At 40.7% G+C, this 17,736-nt stretch carries 15 protein-coding genes; 13 read left to right on the top strand and 2 right to left on the bottom strand.

What is annotated here, in order from left to right; all coding sequences use genetic code 11:
* Positions 1–93: 93 nt before the first annotated feature.
* A complete protein-coding gene (locus EJE48_RS08200) occupies positions 94–1,329 on the bottom strand; it encodes an ATP-binding protein (RefSeq protein WP_334295395.1) in 1,236 nt (411 codons plus the stop codon).
* A gap of 125 nt (positions 1,330–1,454) precedes the next feature.
* Complete coding sequence (locus EJE48_RS08195; RefSeq protein WP_124984484.1) at positions 1,455–2,093, bottom strand: helix-turn-helix domain-containing protein; 639 nt, start codon at positions 2,091–2,093, stop codon at positions 1,455–1,457.
* Between the two features lie 160 nt (positions 2,094–2,253).
* On the opposite strand from EJE48_RS08195, the gene EJE48_RS08190 reads away from it, so the two are divergent.
* From EJE48_RS08190 to EJE48_RS08135, 13 genes are all read left to right on the top strand, one after another.
* The gene (locus EJE48_RS08190; protein ID WP_118582781.1) at positions 2,254–2,928 is read left to right on the top strand and encodes a DUF3990 domain-containing protein; all 675 of its coding nucleotides are present in this window, start codon (positions 2,254–2,256) and stop codon (positions 2,926–2,928) included.
* Entirely contained in the window at positions 2,909–3,568 is a 660-nt protein-coding gene (locus EJE48_RS08185; protein ID WP_118582784.1) for a helix-turn-helix domain-containing protein, read from the top strand. Before EJE48_RS08190 ends, EJE48_RS08185 begins: the two co-directional genes overlap by 20 nt.
* The gene (locus EJE48_RS08180; protein ID WP_306307900.1) at positions 3,526–4,020 is read left to right on the top strand and encodes a helix-turn-helix domain-containing protein; all 495 of its coding nucleotides are present in this window, start codon (positions 3,526–3,528) and stop codon (positions 4,018–4,020) included. The genes EJE48_RS08185 and EJE48_RS08180 overlap by 43 nt, the downstream gene beginning before the upstream one ends.
* Positions 4,021–4,054: 34 nt before the next feature.
* A complete protein-coding gene (locus EJE48_RS08175; protein WP_118582790.1) occupies positions 4,055–4,405 on the top strand; it encodes a TnpV protein in 351 nt (116 codons plus the stop codon).
* A 377-nt stretch (positions 4,406–4,782) separates the two neighbouring features.
* On the top strand, positions 4,783–6,132 hold the full coding sequence (locus tag EJE48_RS08170) for an ATP-binding protein (RefSeq protein ID WP_118582793.1): 1,350 nt from the start codon (positions 4,783–4,785) through the stop codon (positions 6,130–6,132).
* Positions 6,133–6,193: 61 nt separating this feature from the next.
* Positions 6,194–7,345: a hypothetical protein gene (locus EJE48_RS08165; RefSeq protein ID WP_124984483.1), complete on the top strand. Its 1,152-nt coding sequence runs from the start codon at positions 6,194–6,196 to the stop codon at positions 7,343–7,345.
* Positions 7,346–7,437: 92 nt separating this feature from the next.
* Entirely contained in the window at positions 7,438–9,354 is a 1,917-nt protein-coding gene (locus EJE48_RS08160) for an HsdM family class I SAM-dependent methyltransferase (protein ID WP_118582813.1), read from the top strand.
* Complete coding sequence (locus EJE48_RS08155; RefSeq protein WP_124984482.1) at positions 9,341–10,420, top strand: restriction endonuclease subunit S; 1,080 nt, start codon at positions 9,341–9,343, stop codon at positions 10,418–10,420. The genes EJE48_RS08160 and EJE48_RS08155 overlap by 14 nt, the downstream gene beginning before the upstream one ends.
* A gap of 30 nt (positions 10,421–10,450) precedes the next feature.
* The gene (locus tag EJE48_RS08150; RefSeq protein ID WP_118582802.1) at positions 10,451–12,439 is read left to right on the top strand and encodes an AAA family ATPase; all 1,989 of its coding nucleotides are present in this window, start codon (positions 10,451–10,453) and stop codon (positions 12,437–12,439) included.
* A gap of 14 nt (positions 12,440–12,453) precedes the next feature.
* The gene (locus tag EJE48_RS12585; RefSeq protein ID WP_243108003.1) at positions 12,454–12,642 is read left to right on the top strand and encodes a hypothetical protein; all 189 of its coding nucleotides are present in this window, start codon (positions 12,454–12,456) and stop codon (positions 12,640–12,642) included.
* Positions 12,643–12,663: 21 nt separating this feature from the next.
* Positions 12,664–14,199, top strand: coding sequence for a UvrD-helicase domain-containing protein (locus tag EJE48_RS08145; RefSeq protein WP_279221711.1), 1,536 nt, complete (start codon positions 12,664–12,666; stop codon positions 14,197–14,199).
* Between the two features lie 1,479 nt (positions 14,200–15,678).
* Positions 15,679–15,861 carry a hypothetical protein gene (locus EJE48_RS08140; protein WP_118582805.1) on the top strand — a complete coding sequence of 61 codons (183 nt, stop codon included), beginning with the start codon at positions 15,679–15,681 and terminating at the stop codon, positions 15,859–15,861.
* Between the two features lie 21 nt (positions 15,862–15,882).
* The gene (locus tag EJE48_RS08135) at positions 15,883–17,673 is read left to right on the top strand and encodes a recombinase family protein (RefSeq protein ID WP_118582807.1); all 1,791 of its coding nucleotides are present in this window, start codon (positions 15,883–15,885) and stop codon (positions 17,671–17,673) included.
* Positions 17,674–17,736: the final 63 nt, after the last annotated feature.

The raw sequence follows: 17,736 nt of genomic DNA, 5'->3' as shown, positions 1-17,736 counted from the left end.
TAGTGGGTTTCCGCCTATGGCAAACGAAAGGATTTAATTTATGAAAAAATGGTATAAAAGAGTCTTAGAATTTGAATCCAAGACTCTTTTTGTTTATGAATCTTTCCCAAGCAGCCAATCGGGAAGGTATTTTACCTGTATGCCGTTATAGTTGCCGGGAGTGAAACGATCTGCGGTAAGGACAATTTTTTCGTAGTTGTCTCTGATATTCGATAATGGTTTGAGTTCACGCTCAAAAGTTTCTTTTGCAGTCATATCCGCAGTAACTTGAATATAGCTATAGACACCATTTTTTTCAGCAACAAAATCCACTTCTGTGTTTCCGACTTTTCCAATCATTACTCTATAACCTCTACGAAGAAGCTCGAAGAAAACAATGTTTTCAAGAGAAAATCCAAGGTCATAATTCTGGCGTGGCAGAATATAATTACGCAGACCGAGGTCTACGATATATAATTTTCTGTTTGCTTTTAAGAGCTGTTTGCCGACAATATCAAACCGTTCTGCAGGATAGAAAATAAAGGATTCTATTAAAGCATCTACATAGTCGCTCACCGTATTGGGAGATAGTTTTCTGCCGTTTGAAGTTAAATAGTTTGTGATGCTCCTGATAGAAACAGGATTACCTGCTACACTGGCAAGATATTTTGCGATAGTTTTCAGCAGCACAATATCGGTAATCTTTCTTTTGAAAGGATCACTTTCTTTTCTGGCTTGTCTATCTTCTATATCTTTTACAATAACGGTATTGTAGATTCCTTCCAAGTAGGTTTCTACTTTTTCAGAAGTACGATTCATTACAGCAATATATGGCAGACCGCCGTTACGCAGGTACTCCGCAAGCCCTTGTTCTGTATCCATATCAGTAATAGAAAGAAATTCCTTAAAAGAAAGGGGCAGCATTTTGATTTCAACATATCGCCCGGTCAGCAGAGTAGCCAAATCGCTGGACAGCATATACGCATTGGAACCGGTGATGTATATATCAATATCCGGCTTAACATACAGACTATCAACTACCTTTTCAAATGCGGCTACCTTCTGAATTTCATCCAGAAAGATATAAGTTTTTTTGCCGATGCACAAGTGACTTTTGAGATATTCATATAATTTCCGATAGTCCAGAAGTTCCTCATATTCCAGTTCCTCAAAATTGACAGAAACAATCTGATCTGCAGAAACCCCATTTGCTTTCAGCCATGCTTGATATTGCAGGAGCAGGGTGGATTTACCGCAACGTCTGATGCCGGTTATTACTTTGATTACCTGCTCGTCTTTCCATTGAGCCAATCGTTCCAAATATTCTTTTCTCTCAACCAATGGAATCACCTCCGATAAATAGTATTCCGATTATAGCACAAATTATGCTAAAAATCAATTTATGTGCCGAAACGGGAATACAATATTGAATTTTTTATGTTGTATTTCTATTTCGGCACATTTATGGAGCAAAATTAGTCCTCGGTTGGAAAATGGATAACATTGTTCTTATTGAGAATACTATCTAACTTGTTGAGCTCCGTAGCTTCACCCAGCTCTCTGGCAGTTTCGGCGGTTATGTTTGGAACGATTTCGTCAAAGAACAGCTGGCGAGCCTTTGTAATTGTACTTGCTGAACAGCCTAATTGTTGTAGTGTATATATCAGATAGCCTGCGATATGGGCGTTGAATGCTCCTGTTTCTATGATTTCGTCTTTCTCCTCTTCACTTTTATACATCATTTCATAAAATAATGAAATGGATTCATTTTCCTCGTCCCAATCATCGTCAATATCGGAAAATGGTTCATCATCATACTCATCATCAAGCAACGCTTCTTCATTTGTCTTTTGGCGGTAGATATCAGACAAAAGTGGATCAAGGAGCGGATCGGCTTCCCAACCGAGTAAATAGCCTGCGGTTGTGTGCAGCACATTGGCTATGCGGCGGGCCAATTCATAGGGAAGTTGTTTTTTATCAGTTTCGTAGCTTTTCAGGATAAAAATGGGTACATCTATTTTATCTGCCAATTCAGAGAGTTTAAGCTTTTCTATCTTCCGGCAATATTTCATTCGCCTTCCTGTAGTTGAGAGTCTTTTTTCGCTAATACTCATATTGAACACCTCATTTCTTTTTGTGTAGGCTTATTATAGCATAGCGGATAATCCGAATGCCACTAATCGAACCACCAAGTTTGTAAAAAGGAATCAGTGCGTTCTATTGACACTATACTCCCAAAGGAGTATAGTTATAGGTAGGAAGGGAATATGAATAATGAGAAAGCTATACCATGGTTCCGAAAAGATAATTGAGAAGCCCATTTATGGGCAAAGGAAAAAATATAATGATTATGGTCTGGGGTTCTATTGCACAGATAGTATTGACATGGCAAAAGAGTGGGGCGTAAAGAAGGATACAGACGGATATGCAAACTGCTATGAATTGGATTGTAACGGTCTTGATATCTTAAATTTAAATGATGATCAGTATTGCATTTTGCATTGGCTGGCAATCCTTTTGCAAAATCGTGAGTTTGATATTCCTTCCGGGCTGGCACTTGAGGCAAAGGAGTATATTTTAGATAAGTTTTCTATTGATTATGAGCGGTATGATGCGATTATCGGTTATCGTGCGGATAATAGCTACTTTTCGTTTGCACAGGATTTTATCAATGGCACCATTTCTTTCCGGCAGTTGAACCATGCAATGTATTTAAAAAAACTTGGACAGCAATTTGTTTTAAAAAGTAAAAAGGCGTTTTCAAAGCTACAATTTTGCGGATATGAAATCGCAGCTGCAGATGAATGGTATCAGAAGAAAATGCTCCGAGACAAAAGTGCTCGCAGAGAATATTTTGATGTAGAAAGAAACAGGAGACAGAAAGGTGATATTTTCATTACGCAGATTATAGATGAGGAGATGACGAGTGATGATCCACGCTTACGATAAGGTATATCTGGAAAAAGCAAGAACAGCACTTGGTCGGATGCTGGATTTTGCCGTATATGATTTAAAATATGCAGTCGGAGACTTTTGGGAGTTATTCCTTACTTCAGGCATTGCAAAACGCTTTGGAGAAGGTGATTTTCAGCTTTTGGTAGGAATGTCGGGCGTTGAACTGGCATATAAGGTTCTGGAATGTTCGGGAATCGAAAATGAACGAATAAAACCGATGTATGCAAGCAACCGGAGTGAAGAATACTGGACAGGCTGGGCATTGGCTTATTATCAATGGGAAACAGATATGTCCTTTGCGGAGATGAACCTGTATGTGCCAATCAAAGAGGTATTGGGTATGTATCATCCTTTTCATGAAATGGATATCCGACAGTTTGTCGATGCAATGAATGTTCTGTATAAAGAGCGAAAAAAAGAAACAAATCTGAAAATACGTCGCCAAAAGGCAGGCTTAAGCCAAAAGGAACTATCGGAATTGGCAGGCATTCCACTTCGGACAATTCAGCAGTATGAACAGCGGCAGAAGAACATCAATAAAGCTCAGGTACAATACTTAATTGCTTTTGCAATGGTATTTTCAATCACACATTGTTGTGTGAATTTCATCAAGGCAAGCTGTTACTCCATTTAACGATACCTTTTGAAGAAAAGCCAAAGACCAACTTACCGAGCGACAATCTCAAGTACTACCGTCAGCGAAAACAGATGACAACAAGACAGTTGGCGGAAAAGCTGGATATTGTACCATCAACTGTTGTGATGTATGAAAATGGAAAACACCCTATTCCTTATGATGTAGCTATTAAGCTGGCAGAGGTTTTGGAAATCGAAGCGTCCTTACTCTATGATGATTTCTCCCATTTCCTTTCTGTACCCTATACCGAAGCGCTAAAGAGCGTTAGAACGGCTCTGGGGCTGTCACAGAAGGCTTTTGCAGAACGGATAGGGATTGTACCAAGCTACTACTATAAAATCGAAGAAGGCAATCGCAGACCGTCACGAAAGGTATATCATCAGATGTGTGTTGCTCTCAAAGAGACCAATCCACAAACTTCACTTTTGTGGGAACATCCATTACAATGAAGGTGAAAGAGAAAAACGGATTGGAGGAGTGACTATGGCACAGAATTTGACTTATACTCGTTGCGGTGATTATCTTATCCCTAATATTAAGTTGAGCAACACAAGTGATAAACCGCTTGGAAAATATGGCAGGATGCGCAGGGCGTTTCTTGCGGAAAACAATCCAATACTCTTGGATGACATGATTCTGACGGAAACCTTATTCCCGCACTTATGGGAAATCGACGAAACTGCTCGTTGTAGAGTGGAACAGATAATGGCTGAACTTCTGGAGAAAAATCCGGCTCCAGACATGACGACTCAACAGCTTGTATGGGCACAGCACATGAATAGCCTGAAAGCGCAGGCAGAGGAAATGGTTAATGCAGAACTGATTTTCTGCTAATAGAAATAGAGTTTTTACTTAGGGCTGACTGTAACAGGTCAGCCTTATTTCTTTGATGGGATAATTCTTGAATTGTATTTATGACAATTCAAGAACTGTCATAAGCACAATGTAACAATACTGATTATAGTGATACTGATCTTATCCATTCCTATCCGGAATGTAACATGAATGATAAGATGTAATATAACTAATGTTGAGGCTGTGGTCTGCCTTTATTGTAGAAAATCTTTTCGCTATCTCATATAAAAGTGTGATTGATAAGCATTAAATTTTAATAATTTTGTGATTTCGGTTGTAATTTTCATAGATTTCGCATATAATAAAAGTGTGATTATAAAGCATAAAACTCCAATAAAAATGTGAGGAGTGATTCTATGGAACGATTTATCTTAAAAAAGTTGCTGGATTGGAAGAATTCTCCCTACCGCAAGCCGTTAATCTTGAAGGGCGTGCGTCAGGTGGGTAAGACTTGGATTCTGAAAGAGTTCGGCAGGCGTTATTATGAAAATACAGCTTATTTTAACTTCGATGAAAATGAAGAATATAAGCAATTCTTTGAAACTACAAAAGATGTTGACCGTATCCTGCAAAATTTGATGCTGGCCAGCGGTCAGAAGATCGTGCCAGAAAAGACCCTTATCATCTTTGACGAGGTACAGGACTGCCCGAAGGTTATCAACTCCATGAAGTATTTCTGCGAGAATGCACCGCAGTACCATGTTGCCTGCGCCGGTTCTCTGTTGGGGATTGCTCTGGCGAAGCCATCTTCCTTCCCAGTAGGCAAGGTCAACTTCATGCAGATTGACCCGATGACCTTCACAGAATTTCTGCTTGCCAACGGTGATGAAAACTTAGCAAAGTATCTGGAAACGGCAAACACCATTGAACCGATTCCCGATGCGTTCTTTAATCCGCTGTATGAGAAATTGAAAATGTACTATGTTACCGGTGGTATGCCGGAGCCGGTATTGATGTGGACGGAGGCACGGGATGTTTCTGCCATGCAGGAAGCATTGTCCGGAATCATCGGAGCCTATGAGCGTGATTTTGCCAAGCATCCTAATCTTAGCGAGTTCCCGAAAATCTCAATGATTTGGAAGTCTGTTCCTTCTCAACTGGCAAGGGAGAACAAGAAGTTTATCTATAAGGTGGTCAAGGAAGGCGCACGAGCCCGTGAGTACGAGGATGCCTTGCAATGGCTGGTAGATGCCCGTTTGGTGCATAAAATTTATCGCAGCTCAGCTCCCGGCCTGCCGATTGCAGCTTACGATGACTTGTCTGCCTTCAAGATTTATTTGGTAGATGTGGGACTGCTCCGCCGTCTGGCACAGCTGGCTCCCACGGCCTTTGGAGAGGGCAACCGCCTGTTCACCGAGTTCAAGGGCGCTTTGACTGAAAACTTTGTGCTGCAGACCCTGATCACGCAATTTGAAGTGGTTCCCCGCTATTGGAGCCAGAACAACCCACCTTACGAGGTGGATTTCCTCATTCAGCGGGAGAACGACATCTTCCCCGTGGAGGTTAAATCCGAAGCCAACACAACTAGCAAGAGTATGAAGAAGTTCAAGGAACTGTTCCCTGATAAGGTCAAACTCCGCATCCGTTTCTCATTGGACAATCTAAAACTGGACGATGATGTGCTGAACATTCCACTATTCATGGCAGATCAGGCGGATCGATTGATTGGGTTGGCATTAGAAAAGAAGAATAGCTTTGGTCAGTAATGGTTCATCAATTTAAAAAGTAACAATTTGACCTATAGAATGAAAGAAATAGAAAGGTGATATGATGGTCAAAGGCTTCATTTTCTTCAGAGACGGAAAGATACCATTCGTAATCGAAAACTACCGCATGGAACTATTTACGGATGACTCGCTGCTGGATGATTTTTGTAAAGAATATAATTTTAAAGAAAACTATATCCTGCATGGACAATGTTTTGATATCGGAATTCGTGGACGGAAAGCAACTTTTTTAGTAGAAAACTCTATGGGCAGTACCTGCTATTTACGTTGCTATACTATCAATATGTTCGACAAAGATGAAGAGTATGACTCCATAGGCCTTCAATCACCGTCCCTCGATGAAGTTTTTAGATACGAATATGAATACATTGACATGGTGCGAGCGGGAATCAATTTGGCTATAGAGCCTAAGGTTGTATATAAGGTTCCGTTTGGTATGAACGATCAGAAGTATGAATTAGAATTCCGGATAGGTCACGATAACCGACTCGGGCTTTTGGAAGACCTCGACAGAAAGTGCGAATTGATTCTGCCACTACACACCAACGAGATACAAGAGTGCTATGATATAACTAATGTTCTACATAGGCTTGCAATGTTTATGACATCCCATGCAGAAGTTCCTTTCAAACGGATTACACTTTATAAACAAGGATTGAAAGCAGGGTGGTTCTACTGTTCTCTCATTTCAGAAGATATAGTTGGTGGGCATGGCGGTTTCTTCCACGAATTTGATGTTATGAAATACATCCCAAAAATCTTAAATAACATAGCGTTAGATTCTGGCAATAAAATAACACAAAGCATTCCCCTGGGGCATTTAGGGGATTTTAACTCCATGTATACACCGCAGCGATTTGTAGAACAAGTTATGGCGTTTGAGTATTTATTCGACAAGCTGGATCACAAGAATGCTCAAAACCCTAAATTTCCCCTAAAAAAAGAATTGGAATGTATGTTTAATGAATTCCCTCAATTACTATCACGAACGAAGATTCCTGCAGAGATGATTAGTGATCAAATTAAGGAAATTAGGCGTACTATTGCCCATGGATATGCGTATTACTATGATTTCAAAAATGACTCCAACACCAAATGTTTGATGATTCTTCTCGATAAATTGATCAAATGCATGAGCTTGAAATGGATAGGGTTTTCTAATAATGACATTTCAAACTATATTCTCTTTTAGAAAAAACATACAAGCTTGATATAGAAACTCAGTTAGATACTTAGAAAATAGGCAATATGTCCTTACAGATACTTAGAAAGGGCGAAAATGAAATGGCAAAGAAAGAAGTTAAAACCGATTTGTGGGTCGCTCGTCAACTCGATGACTCCAAAATTAAATATGATGCGCAAGGCAGTGATGTTAAGGAAATTAACGATGCTTTACAGAGTGCATCAAAGCGAGGTACTGGCAATGCCGGATATCCGGAGTATGTTGCAGTTGTAAAAGACTTTGTTATCGTCATTGAGGATAAAGCTGATCTTGCCAAGCACCAGAAGCTGACCAGTACGGGAATCTTGTCTGTCGATCAGAAAGATATTGCAGATTACGCTGTTAATGGGGCATATTTTTACGCCAAGCACATTGCACAGAATAGCAGCTTCCATAAGATTTTTGCAATCGGCGTTTCTGGCGATGAAAAGCATCATAGAATCACTCCACTGTATGTGGATGATAGAGATGGCTATAAGCAGCTCCCTGATATTGAATCTTTTACCTCCTTCACCGCTGTCAATATCGACGAATACTATACTCGTTACGTTCTGGCAGAAAAGACCGATGTTGAAAAGACTACGGAGGAAATTCTGAAAGATGCGGCGGAACTGCACGAATATCTGCGCACCTATGGCTCCCTGAAGGATCAGGACAAGCCTTTGGTGGTCTCCGGTATTCTTCTGGCACTGGATGACAAGTTCTTCAAACCCGATGATTTGCTCGGTGACGAAACAACCACTGACGGCCAGTTGATTTACGATGCTATTCAGCGTCGCCTCAAAGCATCCAATGTTGGGCCTGATGCAAAACGTGACAAGCTGATGAGTGAATTTTCTATCATCCGCACAAGCGCTCGTTTGAATGAAGTCGATGCCAAGCTGGGTAAAACCCCGCTAAAATTCTACACTGAGTTTTTGAAGAAGAATGTCTTTGACAACATTAAGTACCGCAGTTCCAGCGAGGATTTCATTGGAAGATTCTATGGCGAATTTATGAGCTACTCCGGCGGTGATGGGCAGACACTCGGTATCGTCCTGACTCCTCGTCACATTTGTGATCTGTTCTGTGACCTTCTGGATATTCAAGCTACAGACATTGTGCTTGACCCCTGCTGTGGCACCGCTGGATTCCTTGTTGCAGCGATGCATCACATGCTTGAAAAGGTAGGTGCTGATCAGAACAAGCGAAAGAACATCAAGAAGAAACAGTTGCACGGATTTGAACTCCAGAGCAATATGTTTGCTATTGCTGCAACCAATATGATCCTCCGGGATGATGGTAATAGTAATATCAAATGCGAAGATTTTCTCCGGCAAAATCCTGCTCAGGTGCAGCTCAAAGGCGCAACTGTTGGCATGATGAATCCTCCTTATTCGCAAGGAACCAAGTCAGATCCGTCTCAGTATGAATTGTCCTTTGTGGAGCATTTGCTCGATTCCCTGACCGAAGGAGCAAGGGCTGCGGTAATTGTTCCTCAATCGTCCATGACCGGCAAGACCAAAGACGAACAGACTTTTAAGGAAAATATTCTGAAACACCATACGTTGGAAGGTGTCATTACCTGCAATACAGATACCTTTTATGGCGTAGGCACTAACCCTGTTATTGCAATCTTCACTGCACATGAGCCACATCCTGAGGACAAAGTGTGTAAATTCATTGATTTCCGCAATGATGGTTATGAAGTGCGTGCGCATATCGGTCTTGTTGAAGGCGATTCTGCAAAGGATAAGCGCCAACACCTGCTTGATATGTGGTTCGGCAGAACTGAAGCGGCTTCAAAATTCTGTGTGGAATCTACAGTGAAAGCCGAGGATGAGTGGCTACATTCTTTCTTTTATTTCAACGACGAAAAACCGACAGACGCAGACTTTGAGAAAGCTATTGGCGATTATCTAACATTTGAGTTTTCTATGATTATGCAGAATCGTGAATATCTGTTTAAGAACGGGGGTGCCGATATTGCAGAAGATTGATGAGAAAACATGGGAGGCTGTTCGCTTGACAGAGATATTTGACACAATCTCTCGTGGAAAGCGGATTAAAAAATCTGACCATATTCCTGGTGATGTTCCGTATGTTTCATCCACAGCGCTTGCGAACGGTACAGATGGAAGTTGTGGCAATGAGAAGAATGTCCGAAAATTCGGTGACTGTCTTACCCTTGCGAATAGCGGAAGTGTTGGTTCCTGCTTTTACCACCCATATGATTTCGTTGCCAGTGATCATGTAACTGCGCTAAGCAGAGAGGGTACCAGTGAAGATTGTTATTTGGGCTTATCTGCACTTGTTGGGCGTTTAGGTGAAAAGTATAATTTTAACAGAGAGATTAACGATGTTCGTATTTCCAGAGAGCGTGTTATGCTTCCTGTCCATGAAGGTGTTCCGGATTACGAATATATAGAAAAAATTACACAACAGAAACGCCAAACGATGCTGAACAAGTACCGTATCTATGCCCAAAAATGTATTGCTGACTTGGGTGATGAATCCGAGTTGTCCGCATTATCTGAAAAAACATGGGATTCTTTTTCCATCTCAGACATTTTTGATATTTTGCCCGGAAAGCGCCTGGTCGCAGCAGATACTACTCCTGGAGACAGACCATTTATCGGAGCTTTGGATAACAGCAACGGCATTGCACGTTTTGTGAATGACACAAATGTGTCTCTGGATAAAAATGTGCTCGGCGTAAACTATGATGGTAATGGTATGGTAATAGGATTCTATCATCCATACGAATGTATTTTTTCTGACTCAGTAAAGCGGTTCCACTTGAAGCACCATGAGGACAATGCGTTTGTACTGCTGTTTATGAAGGTTGCCATTCTGCAACAGAAAAGTAAGTTTGGCTATCTGTATAAATTTAATGCAGAACGCATGGCTAATACCAGAATTATGCTGCCCGTTACCGATGATGGCACTCCTGATTACGAATATATGGAGCAGTATGCCAAAAATCTGATGCTCCGGAAGTATAAGCAGTATTTGGCATATCTTGATTCAAAAGAAAAAACTGATACGATAGCTACAAGCGATTGACAGCTTACTACAGATAAAAACGGAGGCAATATGCAATTATCAAAGATAAAAATTAAAAACTACAGATTGCTTATTGATGCCGAACTGGAGGTTGAGCCTAAAACAACATTGATTGTTGGACGTAATAACACAGCCAAAACATTATGCTTTGAGTGTATTGGCAATGTGCTGGACGGAGCCCCCTTTTCCTTCAATGATTACCCACTGCAAAAGCGAGAGAACCTCTATACTAAGATAGCTCTATTCATGGAAAAGAAGATCACATTTGAGGAGCTTGCCAAGCAGCTGGAACCCATATCCATAGAATTTCTTGTGGATTACTCTCTCGATGATCCGGAGGATAACTTGGGAGCATTGTCACCTTTTATCATTGATGTAGATGTAGACACTACTACAGCATTAATCCGTGTTGAGTTCAGATTAAAGGCAGATGAGAAAGCTTTGTGGAAACTATTGGAGGAAAGCTATTACAAAGACGGAGTCTTTACTCTTGATGATGACACCCACAATGCCATTGTTGCGAATTTCTATAAGCTATTTGAACTGACGGTTTATGCGGTGAATCCTAAAATTCCAGAAGAAAAGCAAGTCAAAAAGCACAAAGAACTGAAAGAGCTTTTTCCGTTCCATATCATTCCGGCTGAACGACTCCTCGGCGAAGATGGTACTCAGAACAGCTCTCTGTCTGCACTGATTTCGGATTTCTTTGATATGAGTGAAGACGAATTAGACCCAAGCATTACAAAAAAGGTGAAGGAACTTCGTTCGATTGTCGAAAATGCAAACAAAAGTGTTCAGCAACAAAGTAATGAGATACTAAGTACCCTTGTAAGTAGTTCGGTCGGTTTTGGTTATCCAAATAGCGAAGAACTACAGTTGGGTGTTACAACTCAGTTAAGCATTGATGAGCAGATAAAAAATCAAACACAACTTTCTTACACAGCAGGTGCAAGTAAGGAAAGCCTTCCCAGCAAATACAACGGATTGGGATATAAAAATCTGATCAAGATGGAGTTTCTTCTTGCTGCATTTGCCAAGAAGGTGGAAAAGTGTGGCACTGCCTGCATTCCCCTGCTTTTCATTGAAGAACCAGAATCTCATATGCACCCACAAATGCAGCACGCCTTTGCGGAATATTTGGAGGCTTTTCTTGGAAAAATCACCTCTGTCGGGATTCAAACTTTTTTGACTTCTCATTCCGCCCATGTTGCCAATACAATGGTCTTCTCTAAAATTCGATATACTCAGAAAACTAAGGATGGCGTAACTTATAAAAACCTGAGTACATTTGCTCAGGAAAATCCCACCAACATCGATTTCATTAGAAAATATTTAACTCTAACCAAATGTGATTTATTCTTTGCTGATAAAGCTATTTTTGTAGAAGGTGCATCAGAACGTCTGCTGCTTCCAGACATGATTGAAAAGTGTGCAAAGGCTGGGGATTTTGATTCTCAGGCGTATAAATTGCCTGCGCAGTACTATACGCTGATAGAAATCGGTGGAGCATATGCTTACAAATTTATCCCTTTTATCGAGTTCTTAGGAATTCCATGCCTTATTCTTACTGATTTGGATTCTGTATTAGGAACAGAAGGAAAAAACGGCAGAACATATTATAAATCTGTTCCGGTTTACCTTGGTGAGACAACATCAAATAAAACTATAAAGTGGTGGTGGAGAAAAAGCAAAGGTCTTAGCGAGGATGATAAAGGGAAAATTCCCCTTACTGAGATTACATTAATGACAGCCGATGAAAAAACAAAAGGCAAATGTCACCTTGAATTTCAAACTAAGGAACAAGGACTATGCGGCCACTCCTTGGAAGAAGCTATCCGGAATGTCAATCGTGCGCATTATGAATTGGAGGACACTATAACTGAAGATGATATTGAGTTTTCTGGAAAGAGTAAGACAGATTTTGCACTTGATCTTGTTTATGAGTGTGATGATTATACCATTCCAGCTTATATCAAATCTGGATTGAAGTGGCTCAATGAACAAAAAATACTTGAGTAAGGAGGTGACTATTTATGATTGAAAACCTTCATGGTCGCAATTATGAACTTGCCAAAGCTGAAGCTGACAAAGTAGATGAACAGATTATCGAAGTGTTGCAAGCAGGTCACAGCTTTCGTGTCGAAGCTGGCGCTGGCTCTGGTAAGACTTACTCACTTAATAAAGTTATTGAATGGATTCAAGCAAATAAGTGGGCGGAGTAGAGCCGCAAGAAGCAAAATGTAATCTGCATTACTTATACAAATGCTGCTGTAAATGTAATTGCAGAAAGGTTATCAAAGGATTCTTTCATCCTTCCGTCTACAATACATTCCTTTGCGTGGAATGCAATTAAGCAATATCAGAGTTTTCTAATCAATATTGTTACCAATGACCCCGACTTTTTGCCAGATGAAGGAGATTTTCTCAAGATTACCGAAGTTACATATACCTTGGGGCATAGGTACAAAGAAAACGGTATTCAATATTTATATCATGACGATGTTCTGAAATTATTTTGCACACTTTTGGATAACGCAAAATTCCGTCGTGTGTTTTCAGACAAGTATCCTTTGATTTTGATTGACGAATACCAAGATTCCTATAGCCCGATCATAGAACGTTTCATAAAACATTTTATTGCAGAGGAAAAGGGTCCACAATTCGGATTTTTCGGTGATGCATGGCAAACCATATATCAATCCAATAAGGCCTGTGGAGTTATTGAACATGATAAGCTTAAGGTTATCAAGAAAGGATCCAATTTTAGATCTGCGCCGAAAATTGTTGACCTCTTGAATGAAATTCGTCCAGATTTACCGCAAACATCAGCAATAGATGACTTTAAAGGAGAAGTGTTTGTTATTACGTGCGAGGATTATACTGGACCTCGTCGTGCAGACCGTAATTTCAAGAACGAATTACCTCCAGAGGAATTGAAATCACGATTAAACAAAGTTACTGAAAAAATAAAACAAGAAACACCTGCGGATGAAGAATTAAAAGTTCTAATGATTACGCACAAGGTTCTTGCTACACAGCAAGGATACGAGAAACTCCTGGATATTCTGAATGACGGATTGAGAGACAAAGAAGACCCGTTCCTATTGTTCTTTATGGAGACCGTTGAACCGATCTATCATGCGCTTAACACCTCCGATATGCAGTTGCTTTTTGATACACTTGGAATTAAGCGTTATCCAATTACCAAGAAGGCTGAGAAAAATAAGTGGAAAGAACTACAGCGTCAACTTGATGAGGCACGCAAGAAAAGCGCCATTGATGTTTTTGAAATTATCAACCGGACTAAATTGATTCCTATACCACCAAAATTAGATGGTTGGTATCATTTGTACCAGAATACACCTGAAACAATATATGCTTCTAATACTTCAATAGAAGCGTTCTTGAATCTGGATTACGCACAGTTTATTGCTGTGAAAGACTTCTTACATCCAGAAGCACAGTATTCTACAGAGCACGGAGTTAAAGGAGAAGAATACGACAATGTGATTTTTGTTATCAGTAAAGGATGGAACCAGTATCAATTTGAAACCTATGCTCCAATGATAACAAAAAAAGCTGTCATCCCAAGTGGAAAACAAGCTTCCTTTGAGCGTAACCGCAATTTATTTTATGTATGTTGTTCAAGGCCAAAGAAAAGGTTGATTTTCTTTGTAACGGTTCCTATTGATTCCACCTTCAAATCGTTTTTGGTTGAACTTGTTGGAGAACAGAATATTTTTACCTTCAGCCAGTATATCGAAAGAAAAATCGATTAAGTAGTTAGAAGTAAGACATCACTCATCGTTCTTTGAACGGCGAGTGATGTTGCTATAAATTCAATTGTTATTTCATAGACTCTTTTCTGTTGCTTATTTCATAAGGCAAATTATAAGAACAGCGTTCAGGATGAACGAGCAGCCATCAATGAAATTGATATTCAAAGGGTACCAGGGAGATTTCCCTGACAAGCTATTTTGCAAATTGAGCCGAAGGAGAAAATGCAAAAATGAGCAAAGTGCTATAACTTTGCCCTGCTTGCCAGTTTTCTTCGCACAATATGACTTGTGCCCAACTTGGGTACAAGTGCGGATTAACTTCTGCTCAAATTGGGCAGAAGTCGAATTCGGAACTTCCGCCCAATTCGGGTGGAGGTGTACCGGCTTTTTATTCCCAACTTGGGAATAATTTTGCCCATATATTATGAGCGTTACAAATTGGCAAGCAGTGCAAACCTGTACAGGTTTACTCATTTTCTTGATTTCCCCTCTGGGTCAATCTTCGTAAATTGCTTGTTGGGGAAGCATCCCCAATCCCTTTTGAACGCCACCTGTGGTGTCGGCTGCGCATTCATTCTGAATACTTTTACTTACTGACTTCTGCGCAATTTGCATAGAAGTTCAATTTTCCATAAACGAAAAAATGAAAACATGGGAGAAGTTTCCCCTGATTATTTATGTGATGTATGGCAATCCACTTCCCAACAATTTGTCGGGAGGTCTTGTGGGCAATTCGCCCACAAGTAACAAAATTGCCAATGATTGGATACAACTTCATCCCAACTTGGGATGAACAACTTCGTGCCAACTTGGCACAAAGTTAAAAATAAAGGAAACAGAAAAACGAAAATCACTTCGACATAATTTGTGTCGAAGTTGAAGGTATGGGCTTTATGCTTGTGGACAGGTTAGCCACAAGACTGCTCAGGTACTTTTTGAAAATTAACTTCGTCCCAAGTTGGGATGAAGTTCTGCGGTGCAACTTGCACCAAAGCAAGGCGTGAAGATTTTGCGTTGTAAATTCCTGACGAGGAGACTGGAATTTCAAAAATAACAAAATAACTTCTGGACAATTCGTCCAGAGGTATCATCAAGTTCCAAGTAGAATATCAAAAATATCCTTGCTGCAACTTTCGGTAAAACGAAACTCTGTTATTAGCTGCTTGTCCCCGAATTGGGAATACGTTCTTAATCGGGAGCTTGACATGATTGCGCTTTTCGACAGCTTATGATATGATAGGCACAGTTGAAAATTGAATACGCTTCAAACGAGATTTTATTGATGGGCAAGTCCCATATTTATACAAACATATTTTTAGTCAGTCCGAACTGTCGGAGCTGTTACATGGAAGCATCAAGTCAGATACAGAATCTTTTGTGTCTGTCATTGTTGCATCTGTGTAGCAGCTTTTTTCATTATCTGACGTTGGACCAAGTTGGTCCGAGGTCAGAACCACAGACAGAAACGGAGGAAACTATTTGATCGCAGTAATTCACAGAGGACAAAAATTCAAAGAAACTATGGAAGCCTTTCAGCAAAAACGAGTAGAATTTATCGCACAGGAAATCAGAAATTTCGATGCAGAAACCTTGTATGTGTTTCTGGAATGGATTCGTGGCAACGGCCACAAACTTGATAGAATAACTGGGATGGCGGTATGATATGAGCGGAGGTGACTACCCATGAAGAAACAGAGAAAAGTTGAAAAAGATAACCGTGGCGTTGCGATATACGCCCGTAAATCTCGTATCACCAACAAGGGTGACAGCATCGGTGTTCAGTTCAAACAATGTGCGGATTACGCCAAAAAGGAATTGGGGTTGGATGAGGAGTATGAATTTTTACAATACGAGGACAAAGGACTCAGCGGATATTTTTCAGATAGACCGGATTTTCAGAGAATGCTGCATGATGTGCAGGACGGAAAAATCAAAGCAATCGTATGTTACAAGCTGGATCGTGTCGGCAGAAAGACAGCCGACCTAATCCGCCTGATGGATTTCTTGGAAATGTACCATGTTGACCTGCTGATTTGCTCCAATGGTATCAATACTGCCAGCGGACTATATAAAATCTTCATTCAGATATTCGCTGTCATTGCGGAATTTGAAAGAGATACTCTGACAGAAAGAATTGTAGACAATATGATGGAACTTGCAAAGGACGGTCGATGGCTCGGCGGCAATACACCGATGGGATTTACTGTCTGTCGTGTAACAACCGGAAGTGGTAAGGGAAAATCAGCATACAGCTACTTAGAAAGTCTGCCGGAAGAAAAACGCATGGTTCAGCGTTTGTATGAAATTTTTCGAACCACTCGCAGTATCCAGACCACTGCAAAACAGATGAATGAGGAAGGATTCCACACTCCTTCCGGTGCTGCATTTAACGCATCCACCACAAGACTGGTTTTGAGAAATCCCATTTATTGCACTGCTGATAAACGCAGCTATAATTATTTCATCGAACACGACGGCAATGTGTTTGGAGATATGACAGAGTTTGACGGAACTCACGGATTGTCGGCTTACAATAAAACCGACCAAGAAAAGTACGAGGGCAGCGACAGCACATTCATCTCTCCAAAATATGTTCAGACCATTGAAAGCAAGCCTGTTAGTGAGTGGATTATTGCGGTCGGAAGGCATGAAGGCTTTATTTCAAGTGAACAATGGATTGAAGTGCAGGAACTTCTGGATGCTATTGCAGAGAAATACAATCGCCCTCACAGAAAGACCAACGCATTGTTGGCAGGACTGGTGCATTGTCCTCACTGCGGCAGGCGATTGAGTGTGATTTCCGAGTCCGACCGTTGGACGAACGGAAAACCTCGATTCAAATATGTTTGTCCCGGCTATCACAAAAAGGAATGTAATTTCAAAGCGGTAGACGGCGTTCTTCTGGATGAATTTGTGGTACAGCAGTTATCCGACCTGTCAGATGAAAACAGTGAGCGTTTCAGAAGTATTCTGGAAATCAAGATTGAGGAAGTCTTGGAGCAGTCACAGACGGTACAGGAACACAATCTCATTAAAAAGAAACGTGACAAGCTGAAAGCAGATATTGCTGCGCAGACAAGAAATCTGCGAGAAGCAGATGGCAGTATCAAGCAATTTATTCAAGAGGATTTGCAAAATCTGGCTGAAGAACTGAGGGAAGCGGAGCGGCAGATTTCAAAACTGGATGAGGGTAGAAAGATCAATATGATTGCCATCCGTGACTTGGGAATGACAAAAGAAAGGCTGCTCTCCTTTGCAGAATATGCAAAGGATGCGCAGCCGGAGGTTCTGGTCACTTTGATCCAAACTATTGTAGAAAGAATTTATATTGTGGATAAGGATGACGAGCGTTACTGCCACATCTTTATCAAGGGCTGTTCCGGAGAAGATTACACCGGCTTCTTCCAGACAGCCGGTTACATAGAGCAAAATACTGTCCCTGTGTGTGATTCAGAACAGTGTTGCATTGTCTAAGGTATTATGCTGCGAGATCAGTGATTTGGTTGAATATTTGGATTGAAGTAGACTGAGAACAAA

The organism is Anaerotignum faecicola (assembly GCF_003865035.1).
In the GTDB taxonomy this organism is placed as follows: domain Bacteria; phylum Bacillota; class Clostridia; order Lachnospirales; family Anaerotignaceae; genus Anaerotignum_A; species Anaerotignum_A faecicola.
This window is presented reverse-complemented; position numbering and strand designations above follow the sequence as displayed.